A 21,525-nucleotide genomic window follows, 5' to 3' on the forward strand; every position below is an offset into this window, starting at 1 on the left:
TTCTGACAACGATGGAGAATGACAATGCAAACCGTGCCTGACGGTTTCATGCAGGACAGTCGCGGGCGTTTGGTGCCGGAAGCGAATGTCCGGCCATCTGACAAGCTGCAAGATGAGCTGGTGCGCCGTTTGCACCGTGAAGCCGAGCCGGTGCGGCAGTTCATGATGGATTTCAAGCGGCTCTGCTTTGCGGAGATCAACGCCTTTCTGGATCTGGTGGCCGAGCAATACAGCACCAAGCTGGGCAGCGAGAAAGGCAACGTCACCCTGACCAGCTACGATGGCACGCTGCGCGTGACTGTGGCGGTCGGCAACGTCATTTCGTTTGGCCCTGAAATTCAGGCGGCGCAAACGCTGATCCATAGTTGCCTGAACCGCTGGTCTGAGGGCGCGAACGCCAATCTGAAAGCTGTGGTGCTGGATGCGTTTGACGTGGACAAGCAGGGCAGCATGAACGTGGGCAAGATCCTCGCGCTCCGGCGTCTGGAGATTGACGATGAGGAATGGCAGCGCGGCATGCAGGCGATTTCTGACAGCGTGCGCGTGGATGTGACCAAGGATTACGTGCGGTTGCACCGGCGGCCATCGCCAGATGCCAAGTGGGAGCTGGTGACGTTCGACCTGTCCAAGCTGGACGTGGCCACCACATGAGCAGCCGCAAGAAAGCCGTTCTGACGTGCATGAGGCCGCTTGTAGGCGCTCTGGACACCAGCATAGCCAAAGAGCCACCCAAACGCGCTGACGGCTTTTATACAAGCCCTGAGTGGCGTGCCCTGATGGCATCCATCAAGCGCAAGCGACTGCATTGCTGTGAACAGTGCGGCCGCACCGGCACGCGGCTCTTTGGGGATCACATTCAGGAGCTGAAGGACGGCGGCGCGCCGCTGGACGAGAACAACGTCCAGTTGCTCTGCGGATCTTGCCATACCGCCAAGACCGCACGGGCGCGGGCAGCACGAAACGCCGTTGAATACTGAAAAACGGCGGTTTTCTGCCATTTTTTCGGTGTCATGCGTCCGCGTCATGCATGGCTGCGATGCCATGCGTCCAGCGGGTAGGGGGAGGGGTAAAAGTATAATCGACCCAAGGCACCTGAACCGCGCCAGTGGCACGCGTGAAAAATTTTTCGTTCCAGCGTTTTGAAGTGCGCACTTTTGTTGCGCGGGATGGTGGGGAATGCCCAAGAAAACTGATACGGATTGGCACGCGATAGAGGCTGATTTTCGCGCAGGAGCCTTGTCAAACCGCCAAATTGCAAAAAAACATGGCGTGGCTGAAAGCACGCTGCGCAAGCGCATCGCGTCCGGTGGATGGGTGCGCACTTCTGCGCAAAAAGTGCGCAAAAACACCAAAACTGCGCACCAACCTGCGCACAATCCCCAACGCAACCCCGCTCCAGTGCCGGGAAAACCACCATCAACCGGGCGTGGAACGGCCAACAATCTGGATGAACGCACCGAAAATCTGGTGTCGCGGCTGCTTGGCGAAGTTGAGGACACGACTGCGCATCTTGGCGAGATTTCCGAAGCGATTGAGCTGGAAACAGCCAGCGACAATGGATCGCGCCGGCGCGATGCGATGTTGAAGGCCATCAGCACGAAAGAGCGGGCGGAAACCGTGCGCACGCTGAAGCAGATCCAGATGATGGGCGTCACGGGTTCCGGAAAAAAGAAGGGCGTGAAGGAAGAACGCCGGGAAGCTGCCGAGAAAGCAGCCAGCGGCAAGTTCTCGCGTATGTCTTCCCCCAAACTGGTTGTGAACAATGGCAAGTGAAACCGAGAAAAAACCCGCAACACGCAAGCGCAAGGCGGCAACCCCCGCACGAAAGACCAGCACAGCCACCACACGGCGCAAGGCAGCGCCTGTGGCCAAGGCAGGCCTGTCATGGAGCACAGCCTGCCCGGATTGGGAAAAGCGCATCATTGCGGGTGAAAGCCTTGTGCCATGTGATCCGCTTTTTCCGGATGCTGCTGCGCAGGGGATGGCTGTTTTCAACGCCTTGAAGATCGTGGACGTGCTGGGTGAACCCACCATCGGTGAATCCTGCCGTGATTGGCTGAAGGATTATGCGGCCGCCATTTTCGGTTCATATGACCCGGAAACCGGCAAGCGCATGATCACCGAGTTTTTCCTGCTGGTGAGCAAGAAGAACACCAAGAGCACCATTGCGGCGGGCGTGATGTTGACGGTGCTGATCCTGAACTGGCGGCAATCGGCCGAGTTCCTGATCCTGGCACCGACCAAGGAAGCCGCAGACAACGCCTTCAAGCCTGCGCGGGACATGATCAAGGCAGACCCTGAACTGGATGCCCTGTTCCATGTGCAGGATTACACCCGCATCGTGACGCACCGCGAAACCGGGGCAACACTCAAGGTTGTAGCGGCGGATGGATCTTCCGTTGTGGGCAAGAAAGCCACCGGCATTCTGGTGGATGAGCTGTGGGAGTTCGGCAAGAAGCCCACGGCTGAGAACATGCTCATGGAAGCCACTGGCGGCATCGCTTCCCGTCCGGAAGGCTTCATCATTTACCTGAGCACGCAGTCGGATGAAGAGCCTGCCGGTGTGTTCAAGAGCCGTCTGGAATATGCGCGTGGCGTGCGGGACGGCAAGATCAATTCGCCCCGGTTTCTGCCGGTTATCTACGAATTTCCCAAGAAAATTCTGGATAAGAAAGGCGAGCACAATCCGGATAACTGGTACATGACCAACCCCAATCTGGGGGTGTCGGTATCGGATGAGTTCCTGCGGGACAGATACGCCCAGGCCAAAGAGGCTGGGGAAGGTGTGCTGCGCGTCTGGATGGCCAAGCACCTGAACGTGGAAATGGGCATGTCCCTGCGCGAAAAGGCATGGGCAGGGGCCAAATATTGGGAACGTCAGGGTGATCCGCTGGTCACGCTGGAACTGATTTTGGAATGCTCTGATGTGATTGTCTGCGGCATTGATGGCGGCGGTCTGGACGATTTTCTATCTCTGGCTGTGCTTGGCCGGGATGAGGAAAGTGGCGATTGGCTGCACTGGCAGCGCAGTTGGGTGTTTCAGGACGTGCTGAAGCATCGCAAGGAGGAAGCACCGCGCTATCTGGATTTCCAGAAGCAGGGTGATCTCGTCATTGTCCATGAAATGCGTGACGACAATCGGCAGTTGGCGGACGTGGTGGAAATGATCGACCAGTCCGGCAAGCTGGCCATGGTTGGGCTGGATCCTGCGGGTGTGGCTGAAATCGTGTTTGCCTTGCATGCCCGTGGCATTGAGCAGGAGCGGATTGTTGGGATCAGCCAGGGCTGGAAAATGACCGGGGCCATCAAGACGCTGGAGCGCAAGCTGGCGGATGGCACGTTTTCCCATGGGGCGCGTCCGATCATGGCCTGGGCAGTTGGCAATGCAAAGGCGCAGGCCAAGGGCAACAATATCGAAATCACCAAGCAGATGGCAGGCGGTAAGAAAATCGACCCGCTGATGGCGCTGTTTGATGCCGTAGCCTGCATGAGCCGAAACCCGGAGCCACCGGGAAATATTGACCCGTTTCTTGAGGGAGGTCTGATCACGACATGAAAATGCCAGCGCCATTTAGGGGGCTGCTGTACAAGGCTGCAAATGCAATGGTGCTGACCGTCACAGGCGTATCCCTTACGGATCTGCGCCTGGGGGCTTTCATGGCTGGTGGGCCAACGCATAGCGGCAAGCTGGTGTCGGTGAATACCGCCATGCAGCTGGATACGGTCTGGGCCTGCACGCGGCTGATCTCTGACACTATCGGGGCAATGCCGCTAAAGCTCTACCAGCGTAGCCCAGATGGCACGTCATCCACTCTGGCGCGTGATCATCCGCTGTATCGCATCCTGAGCAGATCCCCCAATACGGATATGAGCGCCATAGAGTTCTGGTCATCCATGGTGGCCTGCCTGATGTTGTGGGGGAATGCCTTTGCCCAAGTGATCTGGAACGATATTGGCGCAAAACGTGTGGTTGCCCTCTATCCGTTGCGGCCTGACCGCATGACGGTCAATCGTGACGATGCCACAGGTGAGCTGATCTACACCTACACGTATCAGGGGCAGAAGCTCACGCTGGAAGAAAGCAATATCCTGCACATCAAGGGGTATTGCCTAGACGGCATGATGGGCATGTCTCCCATCAGTGCAGGCCGCCAGCAGATAGGCAGCGCCATGGCTGCGGAAGAAACCGCTGCACGCATGTTTGCCAATGGCATGTTGAGCCAGACTTACATCAAGTCTCCCAACATCCTCAAAGGTGAACAGCGGGTGCGTGCCAAGGCTATCCTGAAGGATTATGAAGGAGCCTTGAACGCCGGGAAAACGCCACTTCTGGAAGGCGGATGGACGGTTGAGAGCATCGGTATGAACCCCGAAGACATGCAGTTGCTTCAGACACGCGGCTTTAACGTGGAAACGCTCTGCCGGTGGTTTGGCGTGGCTCCGGTCATGATCGGGCGCATGGAGAAATCCACCGCGTGGGGATCTGGCCTCGAGCAGATGAACCTGTGGTTTCTGACCTATACGCTTCAGCCGTGGCTGGTGCGCATAGAGCAGGCCATCACGCGCTGCCTGCTACTGCCTGCGGAAAAAGAGACGTATTTTGCCCAGCACAATGTGGATGCACTGCTACGCGCAGACAGCCAGACACGCGCTCAGCTAGAGGCCACACAGGTTCAGAACGGCATCAAGACCCGCAATGAAATCCGTGAAAAGGAAGGTCTGGCACCAATCCCGGGCGGCGATATCCCAACCGTGCAGGCGCAGATGATCCCGCTGACAGATGTGGGCAAGGTTGGCATGCCACCGACATTGCAGCCCGTTACTACGCCAGCATCCCAACCACAGCCGCAACCAGGCGGCACGATAGGAGATCCGGACGATGATTGACGGCATGGAAGTCTGCGCCGTTCCGTTCGAGTATAAAGCCATTACCGGCTCAGATGGCGAAAGCGGCCATGTGGAAGGTTACGGCGCTGTTTTCGGCAATACGGATTCACATGGTGATGTGATCCTGCCCGGTGCGTTTGCCAAATCCATTGCCGAGCGCAAGGCGCAGGGCCGTGTTCTGCCCATGCACGTCATGCACGGCTTTTTCGGCGGTGACGGCGTTCCTGCTGGTGTGTGGAATGACGTGGCGGAAGACAGCAAGGGCCTGCACGTCAAAGGCAAGATATCCGGCACCAACACGGATGCCGGGAAACTGCTGTATGAGCGCGTCAAGGATGGTGCGCTGGGCGGTCTGTCCATTGGCTTCAGCATCCCCAAGGATGGTGCTGTCAAAATGACGCAGCCCACAGGGCCACGCCGCCAGATCAAGCAGGCCAATCTGTATGAGGTCAGCCTTGTGGATGATCCCAGCAATGCACAGGCCCGTGTCACGGATCTCAAACGGCGCTGGGGTGATGCCTTCAAGTCCACAGTGCAGCCAACGGTTGCCGTGCAGGCGTTGGAATCCGCGATGGGCATTTATCAGAAATCCCTGAAAGGGAACGATGCCCCCACGGCGCAGGAGCGCCAGCAGCTGCTGGAGCATTTGCAGGATGCCTATGAGGCTCTGACAGGCAAGCGCATGCCCGATGGCATGAAGCAGGCGCTGCAGGATGGGAAAATTCCCATGCTGTCGGAGCTGAAATCCGTAACGGCTGGCCTGATGGCCGCTGTGCGTAGCGAGGAAGCACCCAAGCCCGGATCTTCTCTGGTGCCACCTGGTCTTTCCGGTTTTCGTCTGTGATCTGACAAAACCGCTTTTCATTCACCCGCAGCCGCCCATTGAGGCGGCTTTTTTTATGGGAAAATTCTGATGTCTGACGAAAACGAATACAAAAACGCCATCAAGCAGCTTTCTGAAGCTACGGATGAGGTCAAGAAGTTTGCTGAAACCTCCAAGACCGAGCTGAAAAACCTTGGCAAGGTCACGGATGAAACCAAGGCCAGTGCAGACAAGGCGCTGACTGCCTTGACCGAAATGTCTGCCCGCGTGACGGAACTGGAGCAGAAATCATCCCGTGGTGGTAAGCCTACAGAACAGCAGCCCCAGAGCATCGGGCAGAAGTTCGTGGCGTCTGATGAGGTCAAGGCCGCCATGGAACGTGGCACCAGCTGGAAGGGCACCGTGCAGGTGGAGATGAAAAACATCACCTCTGCCAGTTCCACCGGCACATCTGGCACTTCGGCGCTGGTTGTGGCAGATCGCCAGCCGCAGATCGTTGCCCAGCCCAACCGGCGGCTGGTCATTCGTGATCTGCTGATGCCTGGGAACACGCAGTCCCAATCCGTGGACTACGTCAAGGAAACACTGTTCACGAACAATGCTGATTTCGTGGCAGAAAACCCCGGAAATCCATATCCGCAGTCGGATATCAGCTTCTCCCTGAATACACTGCCAGTGCGCACCATCGCGCATTTCGTCATGGCGCCCAAATCCATTCTTGCTGATGCACCGCAGTTGCAGACCTACATCGATGGGCGTCTGCGCTATGGCCTTGCTTACAAGGAAGATCTTGCCTTTCTGAATGGCGATGGCACAGGCACCAGCATTCTGGGGCTGCTGGCACAGTCCAGCAAATATGAGCAGCCTACTGGCGTGACGGTAAAAGGCGAGACGATGATTGACCGTCTGCGTCTGGGCATGTTGCAGACCACGCTGGCAGAATACCCGGCAACCGGGCACATTCTGAACCCGACTGACTGGGCCAGCATTGAACTGACCAAGGACAGTGTGAGCCGGTATGTGTTCGCCAATCCCATGGGCATGGCTGGCCCGGTTCTGTGGGGCCTGCCGGTAGCAGAATCTCTGGCCATGGCACAGGGCAAGTTCATGACCGGGGCCTTCAGCCTTGCAGCGCAGCTGTTTGACCGTGAGGACGCCACAGTCTCCATTTCCACCGAAGACCGGGATAACTTCGTGAAAGGGATGGTGACCATTCTGGCGGAAGAGCGCACCACACTGGTTGTTTACCGTCCGCAGGCCATTATCAACGGTGACTTCACCAGCATTGATACGGCTGCACCGACTTCTGGCACCACCACTGGCGGCTGAGGAACAGAGCAATGAGGCGTACTGTGCAAATCAGTGCGCCAGCAGCTCTTCAGCCGTTGGCGCTTCTGGATGATCTGAAAGCGGATCTCAGTATTTCCGACAATACGCAGGACACAGAGCTGACACGGCTGCTGCTGGAGGCTTCGGCAAAAGCCCTGAAGTTTATCGGCAGGCCTCTTATGCAGGCGCAATGGCAGGACACGTTCATGGTGCGGCCAGGTGCTGCACAGGACGTGCTTTGCCTGGGCCGATATCCTCTGATCAGCATTCAGTCATTCTGCGCGGGAGAGCTTTCTCTCACACCAGAGCAGATCAAGGATCTTCCTTTCGATCCTGATGCCGCCATGGTGTATCCGCCTGATGCCAGAATGCCGGGATGGATGCCGGGGATCTATGCCGTCCAATATACGGCCGGATATGTCGCACCGGGCACGGAAAACGCAGGCACGAATATCGTGCCGCAGGATCTTCAGGAGGCCATACGGCTCACTGCGGCGTCCATATGGTATGCCAAGGGGCGAGATCCCAACCTGAAATCTGAAAGCGAGCAAGGGGTGGGTTCCACCAGTTGGAATGCACCATCTGCCGGATCTGGAGGCATGCCACAACCTGCGGTGGATATCCTGACAGGTTATCAGGCGGGGGGCATCGGATGAGCTACCGCACAGAACGCCGCCGCCGCCAGATCTCCACCAAAGGCCGCCAGATGGTGCTGTCCAGGGCAGATGGCACGGCCAGCGTCACGTTGATGGCCTACGCACCGCCTGCACAGTCTGCCCAGATCACGAATGACATGGCGCAGGCTCCATTCGTGGCGCAGGTCATGGCGGATGCGCTTTCCGACTACGGCATGCCTGCCCAGGACGATCGGGTGCAGGACGGGCCCAAAACATACACGCTGACAGATGCGCAGCCCGTTTATGATGGGCCAACCGTCTGCGGCTGGACATTGATTGCCGCAGGAGGCGAGACGCATGACAACGCCAGCAGTCTTCTCTGATGCCTGGACACGCGCACAGGCCGTTGCTGAAGCCCAAAAGCTGAAACTGCTGGATCCGGCAGGCCAGAACATCACCGTGCCAGATGGCCCATATTGGGTGATGGAAACGGCGGCCGGATTGGCAGACCGTGCAGGCGCAGGCGAGCCGGTGGATCTGGAAAACGGCACCATCTGGCTGCATCTGCTTGTGCCCAAGGGCACCGGAACGCTGGAAGCTCTGGAACTGCGCAAGGCCATGTCCGTGGCCTTCAGGCAGGCCACAAACCTGCCAACGGGCATCCTCTATCGCGGCCATATGTTTGATCCGCCAGATCTGAGCCAAGCCGGCAACCGCGTCCGGTTTTCTCTGGGGATTGATTACGAATATCAGGATATTCTGACATGAAATTCTTTCCGCTTTACGAAACCGGCCCTAACGCGGGCACTTTCGAACTCGCTTCCACTGAAATTGATGCAGACAGCACCTCTGCTGCTGTCGCCATTGCCCAGAAGGATGCGCCAGCAGGATGCCGCACGGCTGTCTGCCCTTATCGGGCCTTGTCTGGTCTGCCTTCCAGTGTACCGCCAACAGCAGATGAAAGCGGCAAGCAGTATGACGTTCTGGCGCAGCCTGATGGCGCGTCCGGTCTGTTCCAGAGCAGTGGGCAGGTATTCGGATCCATGGCAACGGATGCCGCAGGCATGGTGCTCTCTTTGGAACGCTTCTTCGGCTACCGTCTGGGGCTTCTACCGCAGGGTGAAAAGGCCGCAGCAGAACCAGCCAGCAGTGCTGTCTCCACAAGTTCTGGTGTCACACCCGCAAGCAGCGGCACAGTTGTCAGTTCCGGTGGCACAGCAACGCCAGCAGGCTAACGGTTTCCATATTTCGTGCAGATAGGCCGCCAGTGAGCGGCCTTTTTTATTGAGGTGATCATGGCCTACACAGGCGGCACAAATGGCTATGCGGCCGGTGCGGAAAGTAACAAGAGCGCAGTAGATTATGCGCTGGAGACCACTTACAACACGCCCCCGACCGGGGCATATCAGGCGTTGCGTTATACGGATGTTTCCCTGGACGTAAACGAAACCGAAACACAGCCTGACGAAATCAATGATGTTCCTGAAATGGCGCAGTCTGTCCTGACAGGACGCACAACGCAGGGTAGCATTGCAGGCATTCTGTCCGTTGGCACATATGAAGATCTGCTGGCGGGCATCATGGGGGCTGATTGGTCTGCCAATGCCGTTTCAATGGGCAATCCAGGCAGTGATGTTCTGCATGCCTCTGACATTGCCTTTATGGATGGCGTAGATTGTCTGCAAACAGCAGACGTGACCAGCGCCAAAAAATTTCCTGCTGCAGGAAATCTGATCATTTCTGATCCAGACTGCGGTTTTGTAATAAACGTGCCTTATACCAAAATTGATACCGTTTCTGTCCCCAATTCAGCGGTTTTTGTTTTTGGCAACGGCACGTTGAATTCCGCAGCCCCGCTCTTGAAGCAGTGCTACGGAGTGGCGGGCACTGGCTCGGTAAAGCTTGGGGCGAACAGCACGTATTTCATTCCCAGCATTCTGAATGGGAAGCTCGGGAAGGCTTTCACGTTCCGGCAAAAACTTGCCAATAACTGGCGGCTGTTTTCTGGCACCATGGTCAATCAGGTGCAGATCACGCTGCAAAAAAGCCAGCCAGCTACAGTCACCATTGATCTGCTGGGTTCGGACATGGCTGTGTCCACATCCGATATTTCCTCATCTGTCACCCCACGTACGGCCACACCGTTGATTGATACGGTAGAAGGCTTTATGGGTTGCAGCATTTTCGGAAATGCACCTGCGGGATGTATTCAGTCTGCCACCATTACCCTTTCGCGTGACAGTTCCGGACAGGATACCGGCATGGGCCATGTCGGTGCGTGTGGTATCAGATTTGGCAGTTTCAAGGCTGCCATGGAAATCACTTATTTCTTCAAGGATTATCAGCAGTTTACAGACTGGAAAAACGGCAAGACAGGCCCTGTGACAGTTGGTGTGCAGGGCAGGGATGGCGTTGGGTATCAGTTCACCGTTCTGAACGGCGTTATCCGTAATCCCAAGGCTCCGATTTCTGGGAAAAATTCCACTGTGGTGGCAACCGTTTCCGTCACGGCAAACCCCATTCCAGGCGGTGGCACGTTTGCGATCACACGCGTCAGTTCCTGATCACTCCGTTTTTTCTGTTCTCTTTTCTTTTCAAACATGGCCGCCAGTGTGCGGCCTTTTTTATTGAGGTAGATCCATGCTTTCTCTTGCAGACCTGAAAACCGATAGCGCCGCCATTGCTGATGGAAAGTGGGTAAAAATCGACAAATACCCTGGTCTTGAAATCAAAAGCCGTGGTTATACCGATCAGTTTGTGGATGCCCAGGCACAGCGCCTGCGCAAAGCGGCAGAACGCTTCCGTGGTGATGTTTCTGCCATTCCCAACGCCGTGCGCCGCCAGATCAACGCAGACTTACTGCGGGACTTCCTCGTGCTGGATGTCAAAGGCTTGCATCATGACCGGGAAAAGAAAAACCCTGTTACTGTCGATGAGTTCAAGGAACTTCTTGGCAATCCGGATTACCGGGAACTGATGTCTGCCTGCTGGGAAGCCGCCGCCCTTGTGACCACGCAGGCCTCTGAGCATGCAGAGGAAGCTGAGGGAAACTGACCAGAGCGCTGGCATGGCACCTTGAATGGGGAAGCTATGACGAAGATCTCTGGAATGACCTTCCAGAGGAACATGCCCGCGTGGATCCACTGCCTGAGTTCATGTGGATCTGGCGGGCATGGCATCGGCTTTCCGCATCACGCCAGCGTTTTCCACAAGGTTTCAGTGTGGCTTTAGGTGCCACAGTTTTTGAAAGCAGCCCCGGCATGATCCCGTGGGAAGTGGTGCAGGCCTGGGCGCAGCATCACGGTTACACACATGCCGAAATGGCGCTGTTGGATCGGTGCATTGTCGCCATGGATCGGGTGTTCATTGAAGACTGGGCGCAACGCATGAAAAGGCGGATGAAAAAATGAGTTGGGCTGCTCGTCTGCAAAAACCCATGCGGGTTGCCATCAACCGGAACATGACCAGTGCGACCGCGCACAAGATTGTAGGGGACAGGATCCGCAAGGAGCGGGATGATCTCATTCAATCTGGCGCAGCATCGGCGCAATATGTCCGGCGTGTGGATGGCAAGCTCGGCCTTCCGGAAGAAGCTGCCAAGCTCAATGGCGGGAATGTCACCTACATTTTCAACACTATTGGCGCGGCCACTGTCTGGGCGTTGGAAGAACTGCGCAAGCGGTCTCCAGCCCATAGTGGTGCGTTCCGTAAAAGCTGGGCTGTTCTGGTGGACGGCAAGGGCTGGACGGATGCACCGGGCAAGATCCCCATGGGTTCGGAAGTGTGGATTGTGAACACCATGCCCTATGCCCGCAAGATTGAAGTGGGGGGCCAGCGCATTAGTGTTCCACCTGGGATTGTGGAGGCCGTGCGCAGGCCGCTGATGAACCGCTTCAAGCGCATTCGTGCGCTGCGGGCCTTCAAGCCCCAGCAGGGTGGACGTGATGCCCGTGGCGAGCCTGTTCCCTACATCCTGCGTGGTGCAGGGATCGCTTCAGGTATTTCGTGGGACAAAAAAGAGAAAAAGTGGACACAAAAGCACGCGGCTTACGTGAGCAGGCGTGCAGATCGGCAGGCAGGTGAGCAAATGCTTTACCCCACGCTGATCCTGACAGAAAAGTGATGGTTTCCCATGGCAGACACAAATCTGGTTGAATCGCTACAGGTCGATATCACGGCTGTTGATCAGACCGAAAGTGCGACAAAAAGTGCTGGCGATCATCTGGATGCGGTTGCCGAAAAGGGCGTGGCGCTAACGGATGTCATGTCTGGCGTGGGGAAAGCATCAAAAACTGCCACAGATACGCTGGCAGAAGGGGCTGATGCAGCGGCCGGATCTTTTGACAAGCTGGGCACGCAGACTGTTTCTCGCCTGAAAACCCTGACCAAGACACTGACAGATCTGAGTGCGCAGCGTGACAGCCTGCGGGCAGATCTCCAGAAAGCAACGGATGAAGGGTTAGATACCTCTGAGATTGAGACAAATCTCAATCAGGTAGAAAATTGGATCGGTCGCGTTGGTGAGAAACTGCAAACAGTTCAGGCCAATCTGGAGGCAGCGGCAACCAGCCAGAAGGCATGGAATGGTCAGCTTGGTGAAGAAAATGCTCTGCTGAATGGTATCTGCGAAGCTGAAAACAGCCGGGCGCAGGCTCTTGGTAAAACCACTCAGGGTTATGATCGGCTCACCACAGCAGCAAAACGTGCGGCTGATGCCGGGCAGGCTGCTCTGAATGGTGTGACAGGATCGACTGTAGATGTCTCTGGCACTGTAAATATGCAGGGGCCTGATCTATCAGATGCACTTCAGCAGCAGGACAAGATCAAAGAGAGCCTGAACGCAATCAAGGATGATGCAGCCCTTGTTGCGGGTGAACTGTCCGATATTGGCAACACGTCTGGTCAGTCATTATCAGGCCTGCAGGCTGGTCTGGATAGAAGTGCTTCCAGCTTTTTGCGGACAGGACGCGCAGGAAGCCAGTTGGCAAAAGTCATGTTGCAACTCATGGCGGCTGAAAACCGTTATGAGGATGCCATGGCCCAGGCTTCCTCTGTACCAGATGATAAGCTGGATCCATCCATCAAGCAGAGTGTTCTTCAGGATCTGAAATCACAGGTGGACATGCGCCGTGAGCAGGTCACGGCCTTGAAGGAAGCAGCTGAAGCAGAAGCTGAGCTTGATGAAGCGCAGCAGAAATCCACCAAATCCGGCAAGCTGGAAGCCTATCAGATCACGGAAATTATGGATGATGCCCATAAGTTCCTTGATATGGTGCTGGCAGGCGGCAATCCGTTGCAGGCACTGTTCTATGAAGCACCCAATGCCCTTGCAATCGCAGGTGGTGGCGGTGGTTATGGCGCAGGCCTGTCCATGCTTAAAAATGCCCTGACAGGCCCAGCCGGCATTGCTGTTGCCGCAGGTGCTGCGGGCATAGCGTTCTATAAGATGGGCGCGTATGCGGAAGAGGAAGAAAGCAAGCTGGCCAAACTGAGCCAGCAGCTGCGGGCTACCCGTTCTGATGCCAATAACATGGCTGACAGCATCACTTCTGCGGCCGATAGTCTGGAGAAGATGCCGGGGTGGGATAAAACCACGGCCCGGCAGGCAGCCACAGCCATTGGCAGCACCTACAATTTCACGGGTGGCACGTCCGACATTGAGGCACTCGCCAAGGTGGCACAAGATGCCGGTGCTGTTTTTGGCTCTTTGGAAGATGGGCTGAAGGCGGTGCAAACTGCCATGTTGGATCCCACGGCCGAAATTCAGGCGCTTTACCAGCAGCACCTTGCGGGCGTGGATGCCCAGCTTGTGGAGCAGGTGAAAGAGCTTCAGGCAGCAGGTGAGCAAGGCAAGGCGTATGCGCTTGTCATGCAGCATCTAACGGCCAGCACCAAGGATGCAACCGAGCAGGGTCTGACACCATTCCAGCAAGCTGTGGAAAAGCTGCGCCAGCAGACATCACCGCTTGTGGACGCCATTCAGGATCTGGCGCTGGCAATGGGCACCAAGCTGCTCAACAGCATCACGTCTCTTCTATCTCTGCCCATTCCTGCGGAAAAGACCACAGGCGGTCTGGCGGGCACCACGGTTCTGCGAAATGACAAGCATCCCGAAATGGTCGGGATGATGCAGGTGAATACCGCCTTTACGCCAAAATATGATGTCAGCACCGCCAAGGGGAATGTGGATGAGGGCATTACGCGCTTCCAGAATTTCTTGCATCAGACAGGCGGAAATCTGGATAACGCTCTGGCGTTGTATGGTGGCTTCAAGGTGGGTTCTGCTGGCGGTCGCCAGTATGCGTCCAGCGTGTATGGGCAGGATCTGAGCAAGCTGCCATCTGATTCCGATGCGCTGATCAAGCAGGAAAGCGGCCGCTTTAATCTGACTGATGGTATTGCCAATCTGGTGCGCAAGATCGCGCTGCAGGAAAGCGGCGGTTATCAGTATGATCAAAGGGTGAGCAAGGCCACCAGCGTTGCGCCTGTGGATCATGCCACTTCTGCGGCCGTGATTGATGATAAGAAGTCTCTCACGGGTGGCGCAGCGGATGCAGCTGGTGGCTTCAGCACGTCCAGCTATACGCAAAGCCGTGCGGAAATCAGCGCCTATATTGAGTCACAGCAAAATCTGCTGAAAACGCAGACGGCTGGATCCAAGGGCTGGCAGGAAATCAGCGAACGCATCACCCAGGCACGTATCCAGCTGGCCAATACCCTGAGCCCGCAGGAACAGATCACCCAGGGCATGAAAGACCAGAATGCAGGGCTTTCTGCTCAAAGTGGTTACTGGCGCAGCATGGCGGAAGTGGTGGCGCAGTTTGGCACTGAAGCTCGTGGCACAGGTGTGGATCAGGCGGCTCTGTCAGAAGCCCTGGCGGCAAAGCAGCAGCAGCTTGCTGCCGCGTATGATGATGGCACGGTGGCCGTGCAGCGGCAGGCACAGGCACAAACAGCCATGCTGTCTGTTGCAGGATCCAGCGAGCAGGCCATTCAGCATGCCACAAACTATCAGCAGGCCTATAATGAGGCACTGGAGGATTTCGACCCGAAATCGCAGGCGTTTGCCGAAGCGGTGAAAGCCCGCACGGCCGCGCTGAATAGCGAGACAGACGCACAGGCTCGGTTTGAACAGGCACAGCAGAATAGCGGGCTGCAGGATAATCTGAGCATGATACAGGCCCAAACCGCCAGTATCGGCCAGAATGCAGACGAACGTTCTATCATGCTTGCCCGGATGCAGGCCGAAATTCAGGAGCATCGGAAGTTTGGCACCGTTCTGCCACAGGAAGGGCAGGACTATGTTGATCTGAGCACCAAAATTGCTGAGGCTTCTACCGAATACGAGCACCAGCAGCAGGTTCTGGATGATTTCACCGGCAGCCTGAGCGACATGACGGATCAGTTGTCCGATGGCGTGGTGCAAGGATTCTTGCAGGGCACATCCAGTGGCATGTCTTTCAAGTCCACCATGCAGGGCATTGAAACGCAGATTGTGTCCATGATTGCCAAAATGGCGCTGATTAATCCGCTGCTCAACAGCATTGATGGCGGCACGCGCACCACCCTGTCTGGCATCAATGGCATGTTCAGTAAGATCGGTTCTGATGCAAGTTCTGCCGCGGCTTCTAGCAGTGCGTTTCAGGATGATAACCTGAACGCCATTATACATTCGGGTTGGGCCATGTCTCCAGAGGAAGTGCAGCAGGCCAAAAAGCAAATCAATCAGTCGAACGGCTTTAATTTTTCCTCCCTCTTTGGCGGCGGCGTTGGGAATGGTGGCACTGAAAGCCTTGGCGGTGGCCTCAATATGGGGCTGGGGATGCTAGGCGGTTTTGGCGCAGGCTCATCCCTAAGCAAACTGATGACAGATAAGCTGTTTGATGGTTCAAAAAGCTCTAAAATCGGTGGGGAAGTCGGTTCGGGCGTTGGCTCCATTGTCGGTGGCATATTTGGTGGCCCAATGGGATCTATGGTTGGTGGTGCCGTTATTGGTGCCATTGGGTCTGCCATTGGCAGCCTGTTTACTAAAAGGAGCAAAGATTATCAGTACGTTTCTCTGGATAATGGGCAGTTGGCAATCAGTGGCCATGTGTACAATCATATCCATGGACACGATACGGTAGCATCTGGGCTTCAGACTGATCTGGATAGCATCAACAATGCATTCGACTACACGGGCGTATCTGCGACAAACACAGGCACGCTCGGCAAGGTTGGCTATTCCAGAAAAGGGAAGAAAAAAAAGACCTACAGCCTGACAGATCTGCTGCCTGATTTGGATCTGACCAGCTCTTCAGCCAACATGAATCTGGAGCTGAAGCAGCTCATGCCCACCAGTTTCGATAGCGTGGACACGTTCACGCAGGATCTGGAAAGCCTGAAAAGCCTTGCAGACGAACTGGACAGCATGAAGGTGTCTGTCTCAAAGTTTGATGACAGTAGCCATGTGACCGTAGATCATTTCAATGGTTACACCGGGGATATGGCCAAAGCACTTTCCACGCTGGATGGAAAGACGCTGAGCACGGATGATCTGCAAAGCAAATTTCAGGCCATTGAGGAATTTGTGGGCACCACAATGCCAGGGCTTCTGGATGTCACGGCATCCGGTTCTGAAAGCCTGATGCAGCAGGTGGATGATCTGAAGCAGAAATACCAGGACGCCGCCAACACGGCAGCATCCTATGGTCTGGATGCCCAGGCATTGCTGGATAAGGGCAACGCCATTGCTGCTGCCATGATTGCCAATGAGCAGACCACGCTTTCGCAATCTGATCAGTCCGTGCAGGCGCGTTATCTGTCTGCCACGGGTGATCAGGAAGGTGCGGATATGCTCAATCAGCAGGTATCGGCAGCACAGGAAATCCAGCAGCTTCAGGATAACTGGCGCAGCTTTCTGGGTGATAACTTTGCCGATAACGTCACTTATCAGCAGCAGTTGGCAGATCTGGAAAAAACACAGGCAGCTGAACGTCTTCAGATACAAACCGAGTATCAGGAGAAAGCCACGGAAGCGCAGCAGGAATATCTTTCCCAGGCACAGTCTTCTGTGGCGTCTGTGTTTTCCAATCTGACGGATTATGTGCAGGGTCTGGCAACATCCGATGCCTCGCCGTTGTCTGTGGAAGATCAATACAAATCTGCCAACGATAATCTGAACATCGATTACAAGGCAGCCATGGGTGGTGATTACAACGCGCTTTCGCGCCTGCAATCGGATTCCCAGTCTGATCTGACACTGGCCAAGGAGTGGTTTGGTTCCGGCGTAGATTACGCCAAGGAATTCCAGAAAAACCTGACCATGCTGCAATCCATAGCCAATGTGGATCCAGGGCAGTTTACCGCAGCCTTGGCCAAGCAGCTTTCTGCCAATGTGGTTGATGCAACGCTTCAGGTCAAACAGGAAATCCAGACCATGAACACAACCCTGCAACGGTTGATCCGGATGCAGGCGTTGGGGGTAAAGGCAGCAAAGGTAGCGTAAAATGTCAGTTATCCGCACGGTGGAGCTGGATATCGTTCAGCCTGCCAATGGCACGCTTGTGGCCACCTACGGCCACGGCACACGGGCACACGGCACCTTGCGCCGCCATGCCTTCCGACCGGAATCCACAGACACCATCCGCTATTCGGACTGCGGCTATGTGGATGAGGCCGGCACACCGTATCCGCCCTATGTGACGGATGCGTTTTCCATGGATCGGGGACTTACCCTGACGGCGGATGCCATGGGCGGTGCGCTCTCGTCTGGCTCCATCACGCTGGCTAATCCTGGCGGCGTGCTGGACAGTCTTCTGAGCACCCGCGTCAATGATCACCTGCCGGTACGGATCCATACTGGTGGCAAGATATGGGATGTTGCGCGGCAGATGTGGACAGATCCTGCCAGCACCAGCCTGCAACCTGTGTTTGCAGGTCTGGGCAAAAGCTGGCGTCCAGACCGCACATCCGTTGCCATTGATCTGCTGGACGCCACTTACTGGCTAGACGGCAGCATGCCGGTTTCTACCTACGGTGGAACAGGCAAGCTGGACGGAGACAGCAACGTGGCAGGCAAAAACATGCCACGCATCCGGGGCAGTGTGTGCAACATCACACCTGTTCTGATTGATAGCGTGAATTACGTCTATCAGATCTCGGATGGGCCAGCTGCCATCACTGCGCTGTATGAAGGCGGATATGCAGGCGGCATTCAGTTTGCGGCAACGGTTGCGGATATTTACGCCGCAAGCCCGGCTGCAGGAACCTACACAGTGCAAACCGGGCAGACTGGCACATGGCTGAGGCTGGGCACCAAGCCGGTCTATGGCATCACGGTGGACGCGGTGGGCAAATTCCGCTCCGGTGCTGCGCCCACTAATGTGCTGGATATCCTGCGGCAGATGCTGCTGGAGGATCTGGTCATGCCTGCGGCCTACATTGATACCGGATGGGCGGAAACCTCTGCCATCGCACCGTGGCCGGGTGGCTGGTATTGGGATGGCTCTGAGACCATTACCGGCAAGCAGGCCGTCAGCACGTTGCTCAGCGGGTTGTGCATCACGCTTGTGCCCACCCGCACCGGAACACTGCTGCCCATCTTGCTGACTGCGCCGGATTCATCCGCAACGCCAGTGGCGGAACTGAATGCCGATCTGATCACAGAAATCACTGCCGCTACGCTGGACAGTTCGCTGGATCCGCCAACATGGCGCTGGCGCATTGGCTGGCAGCATAATTTCACGGTGCAAACCACGGGCTCAAACCTGCACCCGCAGGCTCCTGCTGAACGTCAGGCCATCATCGCGGTGGCAGATCGGGCTGCCGTCTGGTGGTCACCTGACATCAAGAGCCGCTGGCGGGTTCCCAATGATCCGGCACTCGTCACCACGGCGCTGGCCAGTCAGGCAGACGCCACCACCATTGCCCAACTGCATGGCGCGTTGTGGGGCACGCAGCGGCGGGTCTGGGCTGTCACCATTCCGCAGGATCTCGCCTGGGGAATTGATCTGGGAGATGTCATTGGCATTTCCGCACCAGCGCCGGGATTGGAAGACCGGAAGCTCGGTCGTGTTGTGAGTGAGCACATGGTGGCCACGGATCAGACCGTCACGTTTCAGATCCTCGTTTAAAGACGGACAAAAATGGAAAATTGTGGATTGGGCTGGGAGAACCGCGTGTTAGACGCGGCGCTCACGGCTTCTGCGCAGGCCTCGGCATTGCCTGTCGAAAACCTGCGCAACCAGCAGGGGGCGGCAAGCCTTGGCTGGCGTGTGCCGGGCACAACGGCAACGCTGACCATCCACCATCCACCTGCCGGATTATGGCGGGCTTTTGGCCTGTTTCGCACCAACCTGACCGCTGAGGCCAGTATGACCGTCACTGTCCTGTTAGGCGGCAATACAGTCTGGCAGGGCACGGCACAGGTGGTCGCCAATGGGCAGATCTTGCTGGTAGCGCCAACAGCCATCATGGGCGATACGGCCACCATCCAGATCACGGATACCGGCAATCCAGACGGGTTTCTCTCTATTCCGCTCGCCTATGCTGGCCCCATCTGGCAGCCGGTGCGCAATTACAGCACAGACAGCACGGCAGACCGCACGCTGGGGCAGGACAGTGTGACAACCCTTGGTGGTGCGGAATTTGTGTCCACCCGCTGGTATCAGCGCAAGCTCACCATTGCCCATCAATCCTATGGTGATGCGGATGCCGTTGTTCTGGATCAGATCCTGCGCACGGCTGCCACTGGCCAGAACATCCTGTTTCTTCCGGATCCATCCGCCAGTCCGGCCGACTTGGCGACCAAGGCGCTGTTTGGAGGGCTGAGCGGGAGTGATCTGTCCAACCCCTTTGGCGCTGCTGACCGGCATGCCTTGACCTTAACCCTTACGGAGCGCTTGTGATGGCACCACAGCTTGGCAACTATGTGCTGGAGACAGCCACAGCGCCCGGTACGGGCAGCTTTACCCTCAATGGCCCAGAGACAGACCGTCGCAGTTTCTCGACGGCATTCCCCAATGGGGGATCTGTCTTCTACTTTGCTGATGACGGATCCAGCGCAGAATGGGGTGTGGGCACGCTGACCATCGGCACGCCCAGCACGCTGTCCCGCACCACCATCATTGGCACCACAAGCGGTGGCACATCAGCGCTGAATTTTTCTGGTAGCGTTGAAGTCTATAACGAAATCCCTGCGGAATATGTGCCTGTTCTGGAACAGGACGGATCTCTGACACTGGCAGGCAGCCTGACAGTTAGGGGCAAAACCCTTGTCCAGAACGTAGCTGATTTCACATCACAGGAGGCCATTCCGGCTGCCCAGGCGGATGGGCGGTATCTACAGCGTGTTAGTTCTGTGAATACATCACTTGATTTCGCCCCAAATTATGCTGGAATAAATAGAACCAGTGGCGCAATCTGGTTACAGTATAAGGATGATGGTGGCACCGACCGATACGCATTCGCCCAGCCATCCGGTGATTACGCAACACAGGCGTGGGCAGACGGAAGGTATATTAGTAGTCCCTTCAATCCGACTACCGATTACCGCATTACCGCAATATCGCGCAATAAAACAAGTGGCGGTATTTTCGCATATGCTGAGGACGACAGCAACACGCAATTACAGGCTGCTGGGGAATGTGTTTTAAAAACTGGCGATACAATTAGCTGGCTACAAGTATCAGGTGCTACTTGGACTTTAGGTAATTCATCTGCTGTTTATAATAGTGCAGTTAGTAGATGGACAAATTCATATGTTGATAGTTCTGGATCCGCTACTTGGGATTTAAATGGTGGTAGTCCTTCAAACTCTACTGGCAATATCAACTGGTTAAGATTGGATACTAATGGAAGCATTCGAACAGGTAAAGGTGCGGTTGCACTAACGTCTCAATTACCGTTCACCGATCAAAACCTACGTGTTCAAGTATTCAATGCCACGGCATCTAATGGTGCCTTTGTAACCCTCCCGCAAGCATTTAGCACTCTTGTGGGTGTAACAGCTCAGCAGCATTCATCTGGTGGTGAAGGCATTAGACCTATACGCATTGAAACAAATGTATTCCGGGGCAATGGGTTCAATGTGTCCATTTGGTCTGAGGGCGGCGGTATCCAATACACATTCGTTGCTTACGGTTACTTCTAAGGAAATCGAAATGACAGATACAAACACAACACTGTCCAACCTTGTCCGGTCTGCGTATCCTAGCCAGTATTACGGTCAGATTGATACCACCAACGGCGTGCTGCAAATGCCTGCACTGGACGTGTGGAACTGCGTCTCCATCAATGGCCAGCCGATCAGCAATATTCTGGCACTTCCTGCCGCAGCCGATATGGTTGCCCTGACATCTGACCAGATTTCCCTACTTCAGGAAGCACCAATGAGCGGGCAGCTGATTGTTCCTGTAGATGTTGCGGCAAAGGCGCTGAAATATCCTGCGCGTTATTATTGCGATGGGGGCGCTCCCGCAGCGTTTTACGATACGTGGGGTTATTCCAGCACAGATCATCTGCCTGATATTTCGGAACTCCATCCCGTTACGTCTGCCCAGTGGACAGAACGCCAGAGCAGTGCGGCAACGGGCCTGAAGCAATACACTTGGAATGCTGCATCAGGCTCTCTGGAAACCTACACGCCACCTGCGGTTGTTGTGCCATTGGCTACGCAGGCGCAATCCGAAATGTCCGGCTGGATTTCGCAGCGGGCATCAATGGCGGCTGCAATGGGTGAAACATTCACCACTGACATGAAAGCCTATGTGAAAGCCATTCAGGCAATCGCGACCGGGGCAGATAAAACCAGCACTGCGCTGCCTACGCGGCCCACAGATGTCATGGCGTAATCGCCAGAACATATATGCAGATTACCGAGCGGCTTTA

The 21,525-nt window shown here is 56.0% G+C and carries 20 protein-coding genes; all 20 read left to right on the forward strand.

Annotation, left to right across the window (positions count from 1 at the left end):
• Positions 1-18: 18 nt before the first annotated feature.
• The 20 genes from QQM41_RS10075 (at position 19) to QQM41_RS10170 (ending at position 21,488) form a co-directional block, all read left to right on the forward strand.
• Positions 19-651, forward strand: a complete 633-nt coding sequence (locus tag QQM41_RS10075) for a DUF3164 family protein (RefSeq protein ID WP_339077051.1) — start codon at positions 19-21, stop codon at positions 649-651.
• On the forward strand, positions 648-977 hold the full coding sequence (locus QQM41_RS10080) for an HNH endonuclease signature motif containing protein (RefSeq protein WP_339077052.1): 330 nt from the start codon (positions 648-650) through the stop codon (positions 975-977). The genes QQM41_RS10075 and QQM41_RS10080 overlap by 4 nt, the downstream gene beginning before the upstream one ends.
• Before the next feature lie 199 nt (positions 978-1,176).
• Positions 1,177-1,773 (forward strand): terminase, encoded by a 597-nt coding sequence (locus QQM41_RS10085; RefSeq protein WP_339077053.1) that lies wholly within the window; start codon positions 1,177-1,179, stop codon positions 1,771-1,773.
• Positions 1,763-3,556, forward strand: a complete 1,794-nt coding sequence (locus QQM41_RS10090; protein ID WP_339077054.1) for a terminase large subunit — start codon at positions 1,763-1,765, stop codon at positions 3,554-3,556. Before QQM41_RS10085 ends, QQM41_RS10090 begins: the two co-directional genes overlap by 11 nt.
• Positions 3,553-4,887: a phage portal protein gene (locus QQM41_RS10095; RefSeq protein ID WP_339077055.1), complete on the forward strand. Its 1,335-nt coding sequence runs from the start codon at positions 3,553-3,555 to the stop codon at positions 4,885-4,887. The genes QQM41_RS10090 and QQM41_RS10095 overlap by 4 nt, the downstream gene beginning before the upstream one ends.
• Positions 4,880-5,731 (forward strand): HK97 family phage prohead protease, encoded by an 852-nt coding sequence (locus QQM41_RS10100; RefSeq protein WP_339077056.1) that lies wholly within the window; start codon positions 4,880-4,882, stop codon positions 5,729-5,731. The genes QQM41_RS10095 and QQM41_RS10100 overlap by 8 nt, the downstream gene beginning before the upstream one ends.
• Positions 5,732-5,800: 69 nt before the next feature.
• On the forward strand, positions 5,801-7,039 hold the full coding sequence (locus QQM41_RS10105) for a phage major capsid protein (RefSeq protein ID WP_339077057.1): 1,239 nt from the start codon (positions 5,801-5,803) through the stop codon (positions 7,037-7,039).
• Between the two features lie 11 nt (positions 7,040-7,050).
• Complete coding sequence (locus QQM41_RS10110; protein ID WP_339077058.1) at positions 7,051-7,695, forward strand: hypothetical protein; 645 nt, start codon at positions 7,051-7,053, stop codon at positions 7,693-7,695.
• Positions 7,692-8,039, forward strand: a complete 348-nt coding sequence (locus tag QQM41_RS10115) for a hypothetical protein (protein WP_339077059.1) — start codon at positions 7,692-7,694, stop codon at positions 8,037-8,039. Before QQM41_RS10110 ends, QQM41_RS10115 begins: the two co-directional genes overlap by 4 nt.
• Positions 8,014-8,424, forward strand: a complete 411-nt coding sequence (locus tag QQM41_RS10120; protein WP_339077060.1) for a hypothetical protein — start codon at positions 8,014-8,016, stop codon at positions 8,422-8,424. Before QQM41_RS10115 ends, QQM41_RS10120 begins: the two co-directional genes overlap by 26 nt.
• Complete coding sequence (locus QQM41_RS10125; protein WP_339077061.1) at positions 8,421-8,891, forward strand: hypothetical protein; 471 nt, start codon at positions 8,421-8,423, stop codon at positions 8,889-8,891. Before QQM41_RS10120 ends, QQM41_RS10125 begins: the two co-directional genes overlap by 4 nt.
• 60 nt (positions 8,892-8,951) lie before the next feature.
• On the forward strand, positions 8,952-10,220 hold the full coding sequence (locus QQM41_RS10130; protein WP_339077062.1) for a phage tail tube protein: 1,269 nt from the start codon (positions 8,952-8,954) through the stop codon (positions 10,218-10,220).
• Between the two features lie 76 nt (positions 10,221-10,296).
• The gene (locus QQM41_RS10135) at positions 10,297-10,710 is read left to right on the forward strand and encodes a hypothetical protein (protein WP_339077063.1); all 414 of its coding nucleotides are present in this window, start codon (positions 10,297-10,299) and stop codon (positions 10,708-10,710) included.
• An 80-nt stretch (positions 10,711-10,790) separates the two neighbouring features.
• On the forward strand, positions 10,791-11,066 hold the full coding sequence (locus tag QQM41_RS10140; RefSeq protein WP_339077064.1) for a hypothetical protein: 276 nt from the start codon (positions 10,791-10,793) through the stop codon (positions 11,064-11,066).
• Entirely contained in the window at positions 11,063-11,779 is a 717-nt protein-coding gene (locus QQM41_RS10145; RefSeq protein ID WP_339077065.1) for a hypothetical protein, read from the forward strand. Before QQM41_RS10140 ends, QQM41_RS10145 begins: the two co-directional genes overlap by 4 nt.
• Positions 11,780-11,788: 9 nt before the next feature.
• A complete protein-coding gene (locus QQM41_RS10150; protein ID WP_339077066.1) occupies positions 11,789-17,143 on the forward strand; it encodes a phage tail protein in 5,355 nt (1,784 codons plus the stop codon).
• A gap of 1 nt (position 17,144) precedes the next feature.
• Positions 17,145-18,770 (forward strand): hypothetical protein, encoded by a 1,626-nt coding sequence (locus QQM41_RS10155; protein ID WP_339077067.1) that lies wholly within the window; start codon positions 17,145-17,147, stop codon positions 18,768-18,770.
• A 12-nt stretch (positions 18,771-18,782) separates the two neighbouring features.
• Entirely contained in the window at positions 18,783-19,544 is a 762-nt protein-coding gene (locus tag QQM41_RS10160; protein WP_339077068.1) for a hypothetical protein, read from the forward strand.
• On the forward strand, positions 19,544-20,788 hold the full coding sequence (locus tag QQM41_RS10165) for a hypothetical protein (protein ID WP_339077069.1): 1,245 nt from the start codon (positions 19,544-19,546) through the stop codon (positions 20,786-20,788). The genes QQM41_RS10160 and QQM41_RS10165 overlap by 1 nt, the downstream gene beginning before the upstream one ends.
• A 10-nt stretch (positions 20,789-20,798) precedes the next feature.
• On the forward strand, positions 20,799-21,488 hold the full coding sequence (locus QQM41_RS10170) for a hypothetical protein (RefSeq protein WP_339077070.1): 690 nt from the start codon (positions 20,799-20,801) through the stop codon (positions 21,486-21,488).
• Positions 21,489-21,525 lie beyond the last annotated feature (37 nt).

It is taken from the genome of Acetobacter sp. AC2005, from assembly GCF_037901235.1.
In the GTDB taxonomy this organism is placed as follows: Bacteria; Pseudomonadota; Alphaproteobacteria; order Acetobacterales; family Acetobacteraceae; genus Acetobacter; species Acetobacter oryzoeni.

Bases quoted from the DNA above. Each gene is read 5' to 3' on its own strand.
- QQM41_RS10160 (WP_339077068.1), top strand. From the start codon at position 18,783: ATGGAAAATTGTGGATTGGGCTGGGAGAACCGCGTGTTAGACGCGGCG.
- QQM41_RS10090 (WP_339077054.1), top strand. From the start codon at position 1,763: ATGGCAAGTGAAACCGAGAAAAAACCCGCAACACGCAAGCGCAAGGCG.
- QQM41_RS10170 (WP_339077070.1), top strand. From the start codon at position 20,799: ATGACAGATACAAACACAACACTGTCCAACCTTGTCCGGTCTGCGTAT.
- QQM41_RS10145 (WP_339077065.1), top strand. From the start codon at position 11,063: ATGAGTTGGGCTGCTCGTCTGCAAAAACCCATGCGGGTTGCCATCAAC.
- QQM41_RS10120 (WP_339077060.1), top strand. From the start codon at position 8,014: ATGACAACGCCAGCAGTCTTCTCTGATGCCTGGACACGCGCACAGGCC.
- QQM41_RS10105 (WP_339077057.1), top strand. From the start codon at position 5,801: ATGTCTGACGAAAACGAATACAAAAACGCCATCAAGCAGCTTTCTGAA.
- QQM41_RS10135 (WP_339077063.1), top strand. From the start codon at position 10,297: ATGCTTTCTCTTGCAGACCTGAAAACCGATAGCGCCGCCATTGCTGAT.
- QQM41_RS10095 (WP_339077055.1), top strand. From the start codon at position 3,553: ATGAAAATGCCAGCGCCATTTAGGGGGCTGCTGTACAAGGCTGCAAAT.
- QQM41_RS10165 (WP_339077069.1), top strand. From the start codon at position 19,544: ATGGCACCACAGCTTGGCAACTATGTGCTGGAGACAGCCACAGCGCCC.
- QQM41_RS10075 (WP_339077051.1), top strand. From the start codon at position 19: ATGACAATGCAAACCGTGCCTGACGGTTTCATGCAGGACAGTCGCGGG.
- QQM41_RS10110 (WP_339077058.1), top strand. From the start codon at position 7,051: ATGAGGCGTACTGTGCAAATCAGTGCGCCAGCAGCTCTTCAGCCGTTG.
- QQM41_RS10085 (WP_339077053.1), top strand. From the start codon at position 1,177: ATGCCCAAGAAAACTGATACGGATTGGCACGCGATAGAGGCTGATTTT.
- QQM41_RS10100 (WP_339077056.1), top strand. From the start codon at position 4,880: ATGATTGACGGCATGGAAGTCTGCGCCGTTCCGTTCGAGTATAAAGCC.
- QQM41_RS10150 (WP_339077066.1), top strand. From the start codon at position 11,789: ATGGCAGACACAAATCTGGTTGAATCGCTACAGGTCGATATCACGGCT.
- QQM41_RS10125 (WP_339077061.1), top strand. From the start codon at position 8,421: ATGAAATTCTTTCCGCTTTACGAAACCGGCCCTAACGCGGGCACTTTC.
- QQM41_RS10155 (WP_339077067.1), top strand. From the start codon at position 17,145: ATGTCAGTTATCCGCACGGTGGAGCTGGATATCGTTCAGCCTGCCAAT.
- QQM41_RS10115 (WP_339077059.1), top strand. From the start codon at position 7,692: ATGAGCTACCGCACAGAACGCCGCCGCCGCCAGATCTCCACCAAAGGC.
- QQM41_RS10130 (WP_339077062.1), top strand. From the start codon at position 8,952: ATGGCCTACACAGGCGGCACAAATGGCTATGCGGCCGGTGCGGAAAGT.
- QQM41_RS10080 (WP_339077052.1), top strand. From the start codon at position 648: ATGAGCAGCCGCAAGAAAGCCGTTCTGACGTGCATGAGGCCGCTTGTA.